The organism is Rhodanobacter aciditrophus (assembly GCF_042679525.1).
Lineage (GTDB): Bacteria > Pseudomonadota > Gammaproteobacteria > Pseudomonadales > Marinomonadaceae > Marinomonas > Marinomonas aciditrophus.
In genome coordinates this window covers 312,195-327,535 of the sequence record NZ_JBHTMN010000014.1, presented here as the reverse complement: position 1 = coordinate 327,535, position 15,341 = coordinate 312,195, and the positions used below count along the sequence as shown (strand labels likewise).

14 protein-coding genes and 1 pseudogene are annotated in these 15,341 nt (G+C 49.5%); 11 read left to right on the top strand and 4 right to left on the bottom strand.

All coding sequences use genetic code 11. The annotated features are described in order from the left end of the window. Position 1 precedes the first annotated feature (1 nt). The 3 genes from fecD to ACFQ45_RS13780 are packed head-to-tail and all read right to left on the bottom strand — an operon-like array spanning position 2 to position 2,867. Entirely contained in the window at positions 2–961 is a 960-nt protein-coding gene (gene fecD / locus ACFQ45_RS13790; RefSeq protein WP_377368663.1) for a Fe(3+) dicitrate ABC transporter permease subunit FecD, read from the bottom strand. Further along, positions 958–1,959 (bottom strand): iron chelate uptake ABC transporter family permease subunit, encoded by a 1,002-nt coding sequence (locus ACFQ45_RS13785; RefSeq protein WP_377368661.1) that lies wholly within the window; start codon positions 1,957–1,959, stop codon positions 958–960. Before ACFQ45_RS13785 ends, fecD begins: the two co-directional genes overlap by 4 nt. Positions 1,960–1,967: 8 nt before the next feature. After that, complete coding sequence (locus ACFQ45_RS13780; RefSeq protein ID WP_377368659.1) at positions 1,968–2,867, bottom strand: Fe(3+) dicitrate ABC transporter substrate-binding protein; 900 nt, start codon at positions 2,865–2,867, stop codon at positions 1,968–1,970. 296 nt (positions 2,868–3,163) lie between these two features. Here ACFQ45_RS13780 and ACFQ45_RS13775 point away from each other — a divergent pair, with 296 nt between their 5' ends. Together ACFQ45_RS13775 and rep are read left to right on the top strand one after the other, a co-directional pair. After that, on the top strand, positions 3,164–4,105 hold the full coding sequence (locus ACFQ45_RS13775; RefSeq protein WP_377368657.1) for a bile acid:sodium symporter family protein: 942 nt from the start codon (positions 3,164–3,166) through the stop codon (positions 4,103–4,105). Positions 4,106–4,258: 153 nt separating this feature from the next. Beyond that, positions 4,259–6,307: a DNA helicase Rep gene (gene rep, locus ACFQ45_RS13770; RefSeq protein ID WP_452600462.1), complete on the top strand. Its 2,049-nt coding sequence runs from the start codon at positions 4,259–4,261 to the stop codon at positions 6,305–6,307. Positions 6,308–6,379: 72 nt separating this feature from the next. On the opposite strand, the gene ACFQ45_RS13765 is transcribed toward rep, so the two are convergent. After that, the gene (locus ACFQ45_RS13765) at positions 6,380–6,763 is read right to left on the bottom strand and encodes a c-type cytochrome (protein ID WP_377368655.1); all 384 of its coding nucleotides are present in this window, start codon (positions 6,761–6,763) and stop codon (positions 6,380–6,382) included. 566 nt (positions 6,764–7,329) lie between these two features. Between ACFQ45_RS13765 and ACFQ45_RS13760 the strand changes: the two genes are divergently transcribed. The 9 genes and pseudogenes from ACFQ45_RS13760 (at position 7,330) to ACFQ45_RS13720 (ending at position 15,285) form a co-directional block, all read left to right on the top strand. After that, positions 7,330–8,928 (top strand): ABC transporter substrate-binding protein, encoded by a 1,599-nt coding sequence (locus tag ACFQ45_RS13760; protein ID WP_377368653.1) that lies wholly within the window; start codon positions 7,330–7,332, stop codon positions 8,926–8,928. A 121-nt stretch (positions 8,929–9,049) separates the two neighbouring features. Then, on the top strand, positions 9,050–9,418 hold the full coding sequence (locus tag ACFQ45_RS13755; protein WP_377368651.1) for an ABC transporter permease: 369 nt from the start codon (positions 9,050–9,052) through the stop codon (positions 9,416–9,418). After that, positions 9,363–10,349 carry an ABC transporter substrate-binding protein gene (locus ACFQ45_RS13750; RefSeq protein WP_377368649.1) on the top strand — a complete coding sequence of 329 codons (987 nt, stop codon included), beginning with the start codon at positions 9,363–9,365 and terminating at the stop codon, positions 10,347–10,349. Before ACFQ45_RS13755 ends, ACFQ45_RS13750 begins: the two co-directional genes overlap by 56 nt. Before the next feature lie 53 nt (positions 10,350–10,402). Beyond that, a pseudogene (locus tag ACFQ45_RS13745) lies at positions 10,403–11,137 on the top strand (ABC transporter permease); the annotation flags it as partial. Between the two features lie 40 nt (positions 11,138–11,177). Beyond that, entirely contained in the window at positions 11,178–11,384 is a 207-nt protein-coding gene (locus tag ACFQ45_RS13740; RefSeq protein ID WP_377368647.1) for an ABC transporter permease subunit, read from the top strand. Further along, positions 11,381–12,322: an ABC transporter permease gene (locus tag ACFQ45_RS13735; protein WP_377368645.1), complete on the top strand. Its 942-nt coding sequence runs from the start codon at positions 11,381–11,383 to the stop codon at positions 12,320–12,322. The genes ACFQ45_RS13740 and ACFQ45_RS13735 overlap by 4 nt, the downstream gene beginning before the upstream one ends. Positions 12,323–12,324: 2 nt before the next feature. Continuing rightward, positions 12,325–13,359 (top strand): ABC transporter ATP-binding protein, encoded by a 1,035-nt coding sequence (locus ACFQ45_RS13730; protein ID WP_377368643.1) that lies wholly within the window; start codon positions 12,325–12,327, stop codon positions 13,357–13,359. Continuing rightward, complete coding sequence (locus tag ACFQ45_RS13725) at positions 13,352–14,368, top strand: ABC transporter ATP-binding protein (protein WP_377368641.1); 1,017 nt, start codon at positions 13,352–13,354, stop codon at positions 14,366–14,368. The genes ACFQ45_RS13730 and ACFQ45_RS13725 overlap by 8 nt, the downstream gene beginning before the upstream one ends. After that, positions 14,359–15,285, top strand: a complete 927-nt coding sequence (locus tag ACFQ45_RS13720; RefSeq protein ID WP_377368639.1) for a LysR family transcriptional regulator — start codon at positions 14,359–14,361, stop codon at positions 15,283–15,285. Before ACFQ45_RS13725 ends, ACFQ45_RS13720 begins: the two co-directional genes overlap by 10 nt. Positions 15,286–15,341 lie beyond the last annotated feature (56 nt).

Genomic DNA, 15,341 nt, shown 5'->3' with positions numbered 1-15,341 from the left:
ATTATTTCATCCTCATCAGGAGCCATAGGAAATACGGAGCGCCAATGATGGCGGTTAATATGCCAGCGGGCAGTTCAATAGGGGGATCAAGAGTGCGGGCTGCTAAATCCGCTGCCAATAACAAACAAGCTCCCGTGAGCATGGTGGCAGGTAGTAGGGGCTGATGTCGGCCGCCCACTAACTTGCGGGTTAAATGGGGGGCGACCAGTCCTAAGAAGCCAATCGGACCACAAATCGAGACGCAGGCCGCGGTGAGTGCCACGGCAATGGCAAGGGCACACAAACGTAATACTTGTGGTGAGACACCAAGACTGGTGGCGCTGTCATCTCCAAGGTCTAATAAGTTCAAGTATTTACTTAACCCCAAAGCGAGTGGAACCAGTACAAACCATGGCAATAGAGCGTGTAGCTGCGACCAACCCCGCCCCCATAAACTGCCTGTTAACCAGAGTAGAGCGTTGTTGATTTCAAGGGGCTTGGTAAGCATTAAGAAGTCTATACAGCTGGCCCAGAAGGCCGCGAGAGCCACCCCCGTAATAGCCAGTTTGATCGCGCTACTGCGCTTGCCGCACAGCCACCAGAGTACCAAGGCTGCTAGCAAACCGCCTACCAGTGCCACTTCGGGCAACCAGCGTGTGGAGGCTTGGCTAAAAAAGGTCATATAGAATACCGCAGCAAGCCCCGCCCCATGGCTGACCCCTAATACATCGGGAGAGGCCAATGGATTGCGAATCACCCCCTGTACCAGAGCCCCAGATAAGGCCAATCCTGCTCCCACTAAGATCGCGAGAAAGATCCGTGGCAAGCGATATTCAAAAACCGTGAAATGTTGCTCAGAGCCTGCAAACAACCCTTGCCATACTTGTGCCAAAGAGAGGGGGACGGCGCCAAACACTAGGTTGGCAACGCAAAGCAGAAGCAACAATAAAACAGCCAGGGGGAAGAATCGTTGAGCATTCATAGGGTGCGTTTTCGAACCAAGTAAATAAAGAAGGGGGCGCCAATTAGAGCGAGAATTGCCCCAGCAGGGGTTTCCATCGGATAGCCCACCCCGCGACTTAAAGTATCCGCCAAGGTCACTAAACCGGCTCCAAGTATCATGGCAACGGGTAAAAAACGGCGAAAATCCTGGCCCACTAACAAACGGGCTATGTGGGGTACGATCAAACCGACAAAGCCAATACTGCCTACAGCACTGATAGAAGCCCCCACCAGCACCAGTACCAAAAAGCTGCCAAGTAACTTGCTTCGTAGAAGGTGCACCCCCAAGTTGCGAGCGTTATCTTCTCCTAATTGAAGTAGGTTTAAGGCTGGCGTGAGCAGCAAGGCTCCTAACAGCCCAAGCGCAGCAAAGGGCCAAAAGGTTCCCCAGGTCTGCCAGCGAGCATCGGCTAGACTCCCCGCAAGCCAAGTCATGACCCCCGCCGCTTGGTCCTCTTCCATAATGACCACCGCCTTAGTAAGCGCTGCGCACAGGGCTGAGATGGCGACCCCAGCTAACACTAAGCGACCGTGTTCATTGCCGCCGATGCGCCAGGCACTACCGAGTAACATCACCAACAGCCAAGCAATGCCGCCGCCGATCATAGCGGCAATGGAAGTACTTAATGCTCCGTACAAAAAAGGTAAGGTGGAGACCAAGGCCATCCCCAGAGCCGCCCCAGCGTTGACACCTAATACAGATGGAGCAGCCAGTGGGTTGCGGGTAAGCCCTTGCATAATGGTGCCAGCGGCGGCTAAGCAAGCCCCCACTAACAAACCGGTTAATAACCGGGGGAGACGCAAATCCATGACAATTCGATGAGCCACCGTTTGGCTATCAAAAGCAACAAAGGCATGCCATACGTCCAAGCCGCTCACAGGCACAACCGACCAGGCAAACAGGTTTGACCAGCTAATGAGCAAAAGGCCTAGACACAAGGCTGTGACTAGGCTGAAGGATTTGAAAGAGGTGAGCATTGTCGGGCTTATTGTTTCCCTAGAATCTGTAATAGGTCATTGGCGATTTGCTCTGCGGCCATAATGCCTCGACAACGGGACCAAACATTAGGGTTTACTTGGTAGACATGGTGGTTACTGACAGCACGCAGAATGCTCCAAAGGGGCTCGTCTTCCCATAGATCCACAATGCTTGGGTCAGTGTAGTTGCCAACAATGAAGTACTCTGGGTTGATGGCGACCAGTTGCTCTAAACTGGTCTGACGATAGGCCGTATCATCACGGCCTGAATCAGGGGTTTGCATGCCAAGGGCTGCAATCACTCCCCCTGCGTAAGAATCATGGGTATGTAGAAACAACGCATCGGCCCGGGCCACACCAAATTGAACGTTGGCATTTGCAGGAAGTTGCTTGGCAATCTCTGCCATGGTTTGTTTGTGCTGAGCAAGACGCGCTGTCATTTCTGGCTCTTTGCCAATGGCTTTACCAATGATGGCGGCCGCTTTTAGGTTGTCTGAGTAGGTTTCTCTACGGGAAGGCAAAATCAACGTTGGCGCGATCTTTTGCAGATCGTCATAGACCGCTTCGTGGCGGGCAATGTCAGCGATGATTAGGTCTGGTTTTAACGACGCAATCACTTCTAGGCTCGGCTGGGAGCGTGTTCCCACGGATTCCCAGTCACCGACCACATCACGCACGGCAGTCAGTACGCGACTTTTGTCTTTGTCATCGGCGATGCCAATCGGTGCGACGCCCACAGCAGCAAGGGCATCGGCAAAGGAAAACTCTAACACGACAATGCGCTTTGGCTCGTAGTCAATGGTGAAGCTGCCTTTACTGTCTTGAACCGTAACGGCTTGCGCAGAGGTGGCACAAGCCAACACTAATGCAAAAGCCAAGAGAAAGCGTGATAAGAAGGGTACTGCCATGGAGTGAGTCTCTTATTTAACGTGCTAGTTTATTTAAAAGATAATGATAATGCTTATCAAATAATATTTAAAACAAAACTTAGTTTCAAAACTCACCGGTGCTTGAGATAGAGGCGGATAGTGGGGATGAAACCTGAGGTCGGCTCTCTCAATCTAGGAATAAATGGGGAAGGAGTTGTATGGAAACTGCCAGCTTATTGTTACAGACTGTAAACTAGCGGCGCTGCGAACCCGCTTAGATGAAAGTGGGTATTCCCAGCTGAAACTCTAATAATAAACGATCGGGAGCCCCCCAAATGATCATTCAGCTTTTCCCTGTTTGGGCAGTTTTGTTGTCTGTCCTCGCGTTACTTCAACCTGAATTCTTTGTCGGTTTAAAAGGCTACATCCTGCCTTTGCTGATGGCCATTATGTTGGCAATGGGTCTAACCTTGAGTCCAAAAGACTTCAAGCGTGTAGGCAAAAATGGCAAAGCAGTCGCTGTCGGCGTCTTGCTGCAATTTTTAGTGATGCCAATCACTGCGTTTTTTATCGCCATGGCGTTTGGCTTCGATAGCGAGCTAACGGTTGGTATGTTACTGGTCGGCAGTGTGGCTGGCGGTACTTCGTCAAATGTTATGTGTTACCTAGCCAAAGGTGATACGGCCCTGTCTATTTCCATGACGGCCATTTCTACGTTACTGGGTGTTGTGCTAACACCTTTATTGGTGTCTGTGATGATAGGTACTTCGGTAGATGTACCCGTTGCTTCTATGCTAATGAGCTTGGTTAAAATCGTCTTTATCCCTGTGGCTATTGGTGTACTGATTAATACGGTTGCTCACAACGCCGTGCGCAAGGCCGAGTTTATCCTGCCGTACATCTCTATGTTTGCCATTGTGTTGATCATTGCCATTGTCGTGGCATTGAGTGCAGGCAAGATTGCAACGGTTGGTGCTCTGGTGGCGGCTGCGGTGATTCTGCATAACGGTATCGGCTTAATGCTGGGTTACTTTGTTACTAGCTGGATGGGCTTCGATAAGAAGGTTTGTCGCACGATTGCCTTTGAAGTGGGTTTACAAAACTCTGGTTTGGCTTCTGCCTTGGCGATTCAATTCTTCACCCCAGGGGCAGCCTTGCCGGGTTCTATCTTCAGTGTTTGGCACAATATTTCCGGTTCCTTGATTGCGAGTTACTGGAGTAAAAAGCCTTTAAAGGCGTCTGATGACGCGCCTGCGGCGGCTGAGTTAACCAACTAGCCAGACCCAGAATGTTGCAATAGCAACCTCAGAAAAACGGGCCGCCACAAGCTGCCCGTTTTTTATTTGCCCTGAACTCAGCGATAGTATCTCGAACGCCACCACCTGAGTGGTGTAGAATGACCGCCTAATCTTTCCAATATCGTGGTGTTTATGAGTCAGCCTCTTCCTTCCATTGCTCAACGCATGCGCAACCTCAATGAGCGTCAGCTTGAGGCGGTCAAGCAGATCGACGGTCCATTGTTGGTGTTGGCTGGTGCGGGGTCGGGTAAGACCAGTGTAATCACCACCAAGATTGCCTATTTGATCCAAACCTGTGGTTTCAAAGCAAACAGCATCGTTGCTGTGACCTTTACTAATAAAGCTGCCCGTGAAATGAAAGAGCGGGTGGTCAGTATGCTGAGTAAAGAAGAAAGCCGTGGTTTGAGCATTTCCACCTTTCACACCCTTGGGCTGAATATTCTACGGAAGGAGTATCGCAAAGCAGGGCTGAAAGAAGGCTTTACCTTGTTTGACGCACAGGATGCCTTAACTCTTGTCAAAGACATTCTCGATAAAGAATTCAACGGACAAATGGATGCCGCGGGCTTTTGCCAGCACTCTATTTCCAATTGGAAAAATGATCTGATTCCCCCCAATGAGGCCATGACCAATGCAGACACGGAAGAGTTGCAGCTCGCCGCTCAGGTGTATGGCCAATACCAACGCTATATTCGCGCTTACAATGCGGTGGATTTTGACGATCTGATTTTATTGCCAGTGAGCTTGCTGATTTCCGATGAAGCCTTGCGGGACAAATGGCAAAAGAAGATTCGCTATCTGTTAGTGGATGAGTGCCAAGACACCAACGCCTGTCAGTACGAGTTGATTCGCCTGTTGGCGGGCTTTCGTCGTTGTTTTACCTTGGTAGGGGATGATGACCAATCCATCTATGCTTGGCGAGGGGCACGCCCAGAAAACCTAGATCGATTGTCGGTGGAATACCCGAATTTAAAGCTGGTGAAGCTGGAGCAAAACTATCGTTCCACAAAAACGATTTTGAAGTCTGCTAACACCCTAATCGCCAATAACCCCCACGTTTACGATAAGGCCCTGTGGAGTGACCACGAGGTGGGCGATCCGATTCGTGTCATGGTGACCCGTAACGAAGATGCGGAATCCGAGCGGGTAGCGGCGGAGATTCAATCCCGCCATTTGCGTTACAACATTCCTTACAAAGATTTCGCTATTTTATATCGCGGTAATCACCAGGCCCGATTGCTAGAGATTAAGCTTCAGGCCTACCGTATTCCTTATAAAATGAACGGTGGCACCTCGTTTTTCTCCCGTGCCGAAATCAAAGACCTAATGGGCTATTTGCGCTTATTAGTGAACCCGACCGATGACAATGCCTTTTTGCGGGTGGTGAATTTGCCCCGTCGAGACATAGGTCCTGCAACCCTTGAAAAAGTCGGTAATCTTGCCACCGAGTATGGCATCAGCCTTTTTGAAGCGGCGGGCTACAAAGCCTTGGAAGAAAGCGTCAATGGCAAGCCATTACGTAGCATTCAAGAATTTGAGCGCTGGCTAAGCAACCTTCGGGAGCGCTTGACGAAAGGCTCTCCGATCCCAGTGATCGAGCAAATGATCCATGATATGGATTACTTCGGCTGGCTTCAGGAGCAGGCTAGCTCCCCTAAAGCTGCTGAGCGCCGCATCGAAAACGTCCGTTTCTTGATTGAATCTATCCAACGAATGATGGAAGCCGCTTGGGAAGAAGACGAAGACGCGGGACTTGATCACGCCATTTCTAAGCTGCTGCTGATCGACATGCTGGAGCGCCAAGAAGAGGAAGAAGACGAAGACAAGGTGCAGTTACTGACCTTGCATGCCTCTAAAGGTCTGGAATACCCCCATGTATTCCTGATTGGCTGTGAAGAGGAGCTATTGCCTCACCGAAACAGCATTGAGAACGACGACATTGAAGAAGAGCGTCGTTTAGCCTACGTGGGCATTACCCGAGCAAAGAAAACCCTCTGCATCACCATGGCGGCTAAGCGTCGTCAGTTTGGTGAAGAAATTGATTGCTTGCCCAGTCGCTTTCTAGATGAATTGCCGGAGGAAGATTTGGTCTGGGAAGGGCGCTCGGATGAGTCTGATACTCAAAAGAAAGAACGAGGCAAGGCGTCACTGTCTGCCCTCAAAGCCATGCTTAATGACTGATTAAAAATGGAGGCAAAGGCCTCCATTTTGTTATATGCACTTAAATTACCTCAAGGCTCTTCCTAAGTACTATTACTTGGAATGCTCCACCATATACTTGATGGCATTCAATATTTCCTCATCACTGCATTGACTGCAGGTGCCCCGTGGCGGCATAGCATTTAAGCCTCTGAGGGCGCTCGCTAACAGTTCATCATAGCCTTTTGCACTGCGTGGTGCCCAATCTCCTGCATTGCCAAATTTAGGTGCCCCAGCCACACCAATAGAGTGACACATGGTGCAGACTTGATTGTAGATAGCTTCTCCGGACCGTGGTGCACTGTTGGTAATTGTGATGGAGGGAGACTCTAGCGTGTTCTGGTCGTAGGTTGCCCCGGTAGCCGTAGTCAGCCCCATAAGGCCTGTGATGCTTAATACTAACAAGTTGCGTCGCAAAAATAGGGATAATGGCTTCACATTCATTTCCTCGGCTCAAGGCTTTTGATTGAGTTTTTCTGACTAGAGATATGTTACCACGCAGCCTTTAGATAAGGTGATCTCTTGTTCTCGACGCATCTGTTTGGGCATTGTGCAAGGCTATTCATGGTCACCTCATGAAATGCTCTATCAAAAAAAACATCCAAATATTTCAATTCTTTAATTTTAACCGATTGATTTTTATTGGTTTTTAATTCCATTCAAATTCTCTATACGTGATGCGTATAGGGTATATCGTTATTTCGATTGGTCATTTTTAAGCGGTTGAGTACTCTTCGAATACGCTGTTTTTGCAAACTGTTTACGCAGTTTGTGAAAGCGCTAAGGGGGCCTCAAGGAAGAGGGAAGGCCGCCTCGTTCAAGTGAGCGTTTGAACGAGGCCGCTTTTTAAATCACACAGCTTTTTCTCCCATATACAAATTCACAAAGAACAAATCGATTTCAGCCAACGACATTTGCTTTAGCTCAAGCTTTGACAGTGTGGTGGCTGCCCAGAATTCTCTCGTGCCTCGCACGATCATAATTATGCTAAATGGAGAGTTAACATGAAAAAACGGTTAGCCGCTTTACCTCTTGCCCTGATGGCAGCTGGCGCTATTTCCACTTCTGCACACGCAGCTTCTACGCTTGTGTACTGTTCAGAAGGTAGCCCAGAAGGCTTTAACCCAGCGTTCTACACCTCTGGTACTACGTTTGATGCCAGCTCTAAAAACATGTTCAACCGCTTGGTTGAGTTCAAGCTAGGAACCACTGAAACGGAACCTGGTTTGGCAGAGAGCTATGAAGTATCCGCTGACGGCCTTGAGTACACTTTCCATTTACGCAAAGGCGTAAAATTTCACAGCACCAAGGAATTCAAACCAACACGTGACTTCAATGCTGATGACGTGATCTTCACTTTCGCTCGTCAGTGGGATGACAACCATCCGTACCACACTGTGTCTGGCGGCTCTTACGAATACTTCAACGGTATGGGTATGGGCGACTTGATCAAAGACATCGTGAAAGTTGACGACTACACAGTGAAGTTTGTTCTGACTAAGCCTGAAGCGCCATTTATCGCTAACTTGGCGATGGACTTTGCGTCTATCTTCTCTGCAGAACAAGCAGACTACTTAATGAAGAAAGGCACGCCTGAGCAACTAGACATTAACCCAGTGGGTACTGGTCCGTTCCAAAAAGTTCAGTACCAAAAAGACTCTTTGATCCGCTACACAGCGTTTGAAGATTACTGGAAAGGCAAAGCAGGCATTGACCGTCTAGTGTTCTCTATCACGCCGGATGCTTCTGTTCGTTACGCGAAATTGAAAGCGGGCGAGTGTCACGTGATGCCGTACCCGAACCCTGCGGATCTTCAGCAGATGGAAGCGGACAGCGACATCAACTTGATGAACCAAGAAGGTTTGAACGTCGGTTACCTAGCGTTCAATACTGAAAAAGAACCTTTCACTAACACGAAAGTTCGCCAAGCCTTGAACCTAGCGACTAACAAGAGCGCCATCATTGATGCTGTGTTCCAAGGTGCTGGTAAAGTTGCGAAAAACCCGATTCCACCGACTATGTGGTCTTACAACAACGACGTAAAAGACTACGCCTATGACCCAGTGAAAGCGAAAGCTTTGCTGAAAGAAGCGGGCTACGAGGACGGTTTTAAAACCAACATCTGGGCTATGCCAGTTCAGCGTCCTTACAACCCGAATGCTCGCCGTATGGCTGAGATCATCCAAGAAGATTGGAAAAAAGTGGGTGTGGATGCAGAGATCGTTTCTTACGAGTGGGGTGAGTACCTAAACCGTTCTAAGAAAGGCGAGCACGATACCGTATTGCTAGGTTGGACCGGTGACAACGGTGACCCAGACAACTTCATGTACGTATTGCTTGGCTGTGACGGCGTAGGTGGTTCTAACCGTGCCCAGTGGTGTAACGAAGAGTTCAACAACCTATTGTTAGATGCGAAAGCGACGTCTGACAAAGCAGAGCGAACTAAGTACTACGAAGAAGCTCAGCAAGTATTCAAGCGTGAAGCGCCTTGGATTACCGTTGCGCACTCCGTTGTTTACGAACCGATTCGTAAAGAAGTCAAAGGCTACAAGATTGATCCTCTTGGTGGTCACTACTTCTACAACGTAACGCTAGATAAGTAATACCCAGCACTTAGTGCTCATCCAAATCCCTCATCTGCGTGGAAGTAGATGGGGGATTTGCTGATCGGGCAGGCTCAAAAGGACTGTGCCGTTCATTACAAAACACAAGAGCTAGTCTTCTATGTTTCAATTTATATTTCGACGATTAAGTTTAGTGATTCCGACCTTTATTGGTATCACACTACTAACGTTCACTCTGATTCGACTGATCCCAGGTGACCCGATTGAGGTGATGGCGGGGGAGCGTGGTGTCAGCGCTGAGCGACACGCTGAGCTAAGTGCTCAACTGGGCTTTGATCAGCCTTTATATGTGCAATATTTCCGCTATGTAGGCGGCGTTCTACAGGGTGATTTAGGTAATTCTCTGGTCACCAAAGAGCCTGTATTGAGCGAATTCCTTACCCTATTCCCTGCAACGGTTGAGCTGGCCATCTGTGCGGCAATCTTTGCAATCTTGGTCGGCCTTCCCGCAGGCATTGATGGTGCGTAATCCTCACTATTGGGATCAGGCGTCAAACGGCAATGTTGAACGATTAGAGCTGATCCCGATTCGTTCTGATTCCACCCGTTTAGCGGCCTTGCTTACGGGGGATGTGGATATTATTTCACCGGTGGCTCCGATTGATTTAGAGCGGGTTAAGCGTACCCCTGACGTGGATGTGTTCCATATGTCGGGCACCCGCATTGTCATGTTGCAGATGAATGAGCTGCGTCGTCCTGAATTTAAAGACGTGCGCGTACGTCGAGCTATGAATCTTGCGATCAATCAGTCTTTAATCGTTGAGAAAATCCTTCGAGGGTACGGAGAAGCCGCCGCTCAGCTCAGTGCCGAGACCTTTTTGGGGCATGTTGATGCCATTCAGCCTGAGTACGACTTGGCGGAAGCCAAAGCCCTGATGAAAGCCGCAGGCTACGAAGATGGTTTCCGCGTTTCCATGATGGCTCCGAACAATCGCTACATGGGGGATGAGAAAGTAGCCCAAGCGGCGGCGGCCATGTTGGAAAAGATTAATATCAAGGTGGATTTAAAAACCTTCCCGAAAGCCCAGTATTTCCAACTGTATGATCAGCGAGCGGCGGACATCATGATGTTAGGTTGGCAGTCGGATACCTTTGATTCTAATAACATTTATGAGTTTGTGTTGGCCTGTGCTGACCCTAAAACCGGTTTTGGGGCTTACAATGCCAGCAACTATTGTAATGACGTAATCGACAGCGATATTCGCAGTGCCAATCGGGAAATGAACCCTGAGCGCCGAGTGCGAGAATTGCGTCAGATTGAAATGAAAGCCTATGAACAGGCCGCGGTTATCCCTTTGTTTTGGCAACCCATTATTTGGGCGGCGCGAAGCAATATTGAGCTGTCCAGCGTGGTAAACTTCTTAAATTTCCCTTATTGGGGGGATTTGTACATTGAGTAAAGGATTAAACATCTTCGACAGGACGTCGAGACGTTTCTAGGTAGAGCGACTGAATGCTGAGCTTTGTGTTTCGCCGTTTGATACAGGCGATTCTTGTGTTATTGACCATTAGTTTTGCGAGCTTCTTGATTCAAGGGAAGCTCGGTGATCCTGTGCGTCAAATGGTAGGGACCTCGGTGTCCGTGGAAGAACGAGATCAACTCCGGGAAGAGTTGGGTTTAAACGATCCTATGCTGGTGCAGTACACCCGATTTTTAGGTAATGCTCTGCAGGGGGATTTAGGAACGTCTTATTACTATAAAGAATCCACCTTGTCGGTGATTGGCAATCGCCTACCTGCGACCCTTGAGCTTTCTTTTTGTGCCCTGTTGTTAGTGACTCTGATTGCGACTCCCTTGGGGGTGTTTGCCGCCATCAAGCCAAAACATATCATGGCCCGTGGGGTGCTTTTGTTTAGTACTTTGGGCTTGTCGATCCCGATTTTTATCGTGGCCGTGTTTTTGATGTATTTTTTTGCCATTGAGTGGCGCTTGTTGCCCAGCTTTGGACGCGGGGAAACCACCTTGATATTTGGCTTTTGGCAATCAGGTTTGTTTAACAAAGATGGTCTGCTGCATTTGCTACTTCCGAGTTTGTCATTGGCATTTGTCATGACGCCGATTTTCATTCGCTTGATTCGTGCAGAGATGATCGACGTGCTGCAAAGTGACTACATTCGCTTTGCTTGGGCGAAGGGCATTTCTGCCCCGCGGATTTATTTTATCCATGCGTTGAAAAATACCATGTTGCCGGTCATCACGGTGGGGGGGCATCCAAGCCGGCACCTTGGTGGCTTATACCATTTTAACGGAGAGTATTTTCCAATGGCCGGGGATGGGTTTTTTGTTTATGGATGCGGTAACGCGAGTGGATGCGCCTTTGATTTCTGCTTATCTCATCGTGGTGGGGTTGATCTTTGTGGTTACTAATACCTTGGTGGATGTGGTGTATTCCATGGTGAATCCTAGGGTGCGTATTCCGGGGTACAGCTCATGAGTTTATTGCACCGTCCACCAGTGATCACCCAAGTGAATCCTACCCGTTTGCGTCATATTCTCAGTGCGATTCGAGGGGATAAGCTTGCGCTGTTTGCCCTGCTTATTTTTACCTTCTATTGCCTGGTAGCGCTGCTGGCACCTTTGTTGTCTCCCTATGATGTGACCAGTACAGGCTTTTTGGATTTGATGAATGCCGAGCTGCCACCTTATTGGCAGGGAGGCGACAGTCGCTTCTTGTTGGGCACGGATACCCAAGGGCGAGATTTGGTCTCTGTGATTCTCTATGGCACCCGTTTGTCGTTGACGATTGGTGTTTGTGCGGTCTTGATTCAGGTGTTTTTGGGGGTATGTATTGGCCTTTTATCTGGCTATATTGGCGGGCGATTAGACACCTTCTTGATGCGCTGTGCGGACATTCAATTATCCTTCTCCACCATGATGGTGGCCATTGTGGTGTTGGCGGTTTTTCAGGCTATGTTTGGCAATGCCGCGTATCAGCAACTGGCTATGTTGATGCTGATTTTGGTGTTGGGCATCGCCGAATGGCCGATTTTTGCCCGCACGATTCGAGCCTGTGTCTTGGCGGAAAAAGAGAAAGAATATGTGGACGCTGCCCGAGTCATGGGGGTCAGCAAGCTACGCATTATGTTTCGCCATATTTTGCCAAATACCGTATCGCCCATTTTGGTGATTTTGACCATTCAGATCGCCAACGCCATCGTTGCGGAAGCCGCTTTGTCTTTCCTAGGGTTAGGGATGCCGCCGACCCAGCCGTCTTTGGGAGCCTTGATTTCCTCTGGTTTTAACTATCTGTTTTCAGGGGCTTGGTGGATTTCAGTGTTCCCAAGTATTACGCTGATTTTATTGATATTTGTAATGAATTTGTTGGGTGATTGGTTACGGGATCACCTCAATCCGCAGACGACGAGGGGCTAGGGATGAGCTTACTAACCGTCAATCATTTAAATGTGAAGTTTAAGCAGCGCCACGGGGATTTAGATGCTCTCATGGATGTGAGTTTTAGTTTAAGTCGCGGTGAGCGTTTGGCCATTGTTGGGGAGTCAGGGGCGGGTAAATCCATCTTGGGCTATTCCTTAGTGAACTTGCTAAGCAAGCCCGGTTATATCGACTCTGGCTCAATCAAATTTCATGGGCGCGAACTTACCAGCCTCAGCTCTAAGCAATGGCAAGAGGTGCGTGGTAAAAAGATTGCCATGATTTTTCAGGACCCCATGATCACCTTAAATCCAGTGCTAACAGTGGGGGATCAGATGGTGGAAGCGATTCGCAGTCATACGCGCATTGGCTATGGGGATGCGAAAAAGCTCGCCATTGAAAAGCTTAGTCATGTGCGAATCTCTGCCCCCAGCCAACGCTTTGATCAATACCCACACGAATTGTCTGGGGGCATGCGTCAGCGGGTGATCATTGCCATTGTGTTGTTGCTTAACCCTGAAATCATTATCGCCGATGAACCTACTACCGCCTTGGACGTGACCATTCAGGCGGAGATCTTGCAGTTGCTCAAGCAGATCTGTGAGGAATACGGTGTGGCGCTGATTATCATCACCCATGACTTTGGTGTGGTGTCGCGCATTGCTGAGCGTACCGCTGTGATGTACGCCGGACGAATCGTGGAGCAAGGGCCCACCCTTGAGATCATTAACGATCCTCAGCATCCCTATACCCAAGGCTTACTAAATGCATTGCCCCAGATGGCTCTGCCGGGGCAACGCCTGAATCAGATTCAGGGTAATATGCCTTCCCTGAGTGAACACCCAACGGGTTGTGCATTTCACCCTCGCTGTCCTTATGCTACGGAAAAGTGCCGTGCCCAAGCGCCAGGCTTTGTGTACAGCGGTGTGTCCACGGTGGCCTGCTATGTGATCGAAGACATGCTGGCAGAGTTTGAAGCCTTAGACTCGAACGAGCCGGACAGTGATTGGCTTGCAAGAGAGGTGAACGGTGAGTAACCCTCTTATCGAAATCCGCAGTTTGGAAAAAGTCTTTCACGCCCGTTCTGAGTGGCTGTTGCCTCGATGGTTGCGCCGTAACCGCCGTGCCAAAAAACAGCACAGTGTGTTTGCTCTCAATGGCGTGTCTTTGACCGTTGAACGAGGTGAGACCCTCTGTATTGTTGGTGAAACAGGCTGCGGCAAATCCACCTTGGCTCGGGCCTTGGTAGGGCTTGAGAAACCCACCGCTGGGGAGCTTTACTACGGGGGTTACCGTACGGATATGCTCACAGACAAGGAGCGTATGCCGTTTCGTAAAAAGATGCAGATGGTGTTTCAAAATCCCTATGCGTCTTTGAATCCGCGCATGACTGTTTATCAGATTTTGAGTGAAGCCATCACACTGCACCATAAGGGATTTTCTCGCCAGCAGACGGACGATTTTATTGCTGAGCTCCTGACCTCGGTTGGGTTAAGCCAAGAGGCAGAAGACCGCTATCCACACGAATTCTCCGGTGGTCAGCGCCAGCGTATTTCCATTGCCAGAGCCTTATCGGTAGAGCCCGAACTGATCGTGGCAGATGAACCCTTGGCGGCGTTGGACGTGTCCGTACAAGCACAAGTGTTGAACTTGATGATGGACAAGCAGCAAGAGTTTGGCCTGACCTATGTGTTCATCACCCACGACTTGGCAGTGGTGGAGCATTTTGCCACCCGAGTGGCGGTTATGTACCTTGGCCGAATCTGTGAAGTGGCAAGCCGTGAAGCCTTGTTCCAGGCCCCTAAGCACCCTTACACACGAGCGCTATTGTCCTCTATTCCGCGGTTAGATGATTTATCCATTGAGCCCATTCACTTGACTGGTGAAGTCCCAACGCCCCTTGAGAAACCTATGGGTTGTAGCTTCTGCGCCCGTTGCCCGTTAGCGAATCAACGCTGTTATGAGCAGATTCCTGTGTTGCAGTTGCAACCAGATGGCAGCTCCGTGGCTTGCCATGCGGTAGAGGAGGGGCGACCATGGAAATAAGATGGTTAGAAGACTTCATCGCCTTGGCCAAAACGCGCCATTTCTCCCGTGCGGCAGACGAACAAAATGTCACTCAGCCTACTTTTAGTCGCCGAATAAAGCTGCTCGAAGAAGAGATGAAGGTCACCCTGATCGACCGCAACACCTTGCCTTTGTCACTGACTCCGGCGGGAGAGATCTTTTTGCAAAGTGCGGAGATGATCACCCGTCAACTTAGAGATGCCAAAGCTCGTTGCTTGGAAATCAAAGAGCAGGAGCAATCCCAGATTCGCTTCATCACGACCCAGTCATTGTTCCTCGGCTATTATCGGGATTTTGTGGAGCCACTGTGCCAGCGCTTGGGCATCAGCATTGATGTGAACATGAAATCCAGCGCTTGGGCAGGGGCTGACTTTATCAATGCCATGACCGGTACAGAGAGTGACCTGATGCTGTGCTTTTGGCATCCAGCCATTGGCTTTTTAAACGAACTGGACGAAGAGCATTTTGAGTACGTTACCATTGATCGTGAGATCCTAGTGCCCTGTGTTGCCACCAACGAGCAACAGCAGCCTCTGTTTGAACTGCCCGGCACCCGCAAGCAGCCTATTCCGTACATCGCTTACGACGATGCCACCTTCCTTGCACCAGCGGTGCAGCACCATTTACAACGCCAGCATGACGTTCCTCAGCTACAGATCTTGACCAGCAATATCCATGCGGCCAGCATCAAAGCCATGGTGAAAGAAGGCTTTGGGATTGGCTGGCTGCCTAAGCGACTGGTGAATGACTCCCTCAGCTTCGGCAGCCTTGCCTTAGCGGGAGAAGTGAACTGGAATGTTCCCCTAGAAATCCGCCTCTACCGAGCACGTCACAACGCCAACCCAAATTTACAACAGTTCTGGCAAAAAATGCAGGATGAGCATTTGCGGCGTTAATTGATAACAAGAAGCGTAGGTACAAAAAACAACCAAAAATAACAGCTCTCTACCTA

Coding starts and splice junctions, on each gene's coding strand:
- ACFQ45_RS13775 (WP_377368657.1), top strand. CDS start 3,164: ATGATCATTCAGCTTTTCCCTGTTTGGGCAGTTTTGTTGTCTGTCCTC.
- ACFQ45_RS13730 (WP_377368643.1), top strand. CDS start 12,325: ATGAGCTTACTAACCGTCAATCATTTAAATGTGAAGTTTAAGCAGCGC.
- fecD (WP_377368663.1), bottom strand. CDS start 961: ATGAATGCTCAACGATTCTTCCCCCTGGCTGTTTTATTGTTGCTTCTG.
- rep (WP_452600462.1), top strand. CDS start 4,259: ATGAGTCAGCCTCTTCCTTCCATTGCTCAACGCATGCGCAACCTCAAT.
- ACFQ45_RS13760 (WP_377368653.1), top strand. CDS start 7,330: ATGAAAAAACGGTTAGCCGCTTTACCTCTTGCCCTGATGGCAGCTGGC.
- ACFQ45_RS13720 (WP_377368639.1), top strand. CDS start 14,359: ATGGAAATAAGATGGTTAGAAGACTTCATCGCCTTGGCCAAAACGCGC.
- ACFQ45_RS13785 (WP_377368661.1), bottom strand. CDS start 1,959: ATGCTCACCTCTTTCAAATCCTTCAGCCTAGTCACAGCCTTGTGTCTA.
- ACFQ45_RS13780 (WP_377368659.1), bottom strand. CDS start 2,867: ATGGCAGTACCCTTCTTATCACGCTTTCTCTTGGCTTTTGCATTAGTG.
- ACFQ45_RS13735 (WP_377368645.1), top strand. CDS start 11,381: ATGAGTTTATTGCACCGTCCACCAGTGATCACCCAAGTGAATCCTACC.
- ACFQ45_RS13755 (WP_377368651.1), top strand. CDS start 9,050: ATGTTTCAATTTATATTTCGACGATTAAGTTTAGTGATTCCGACCTTT.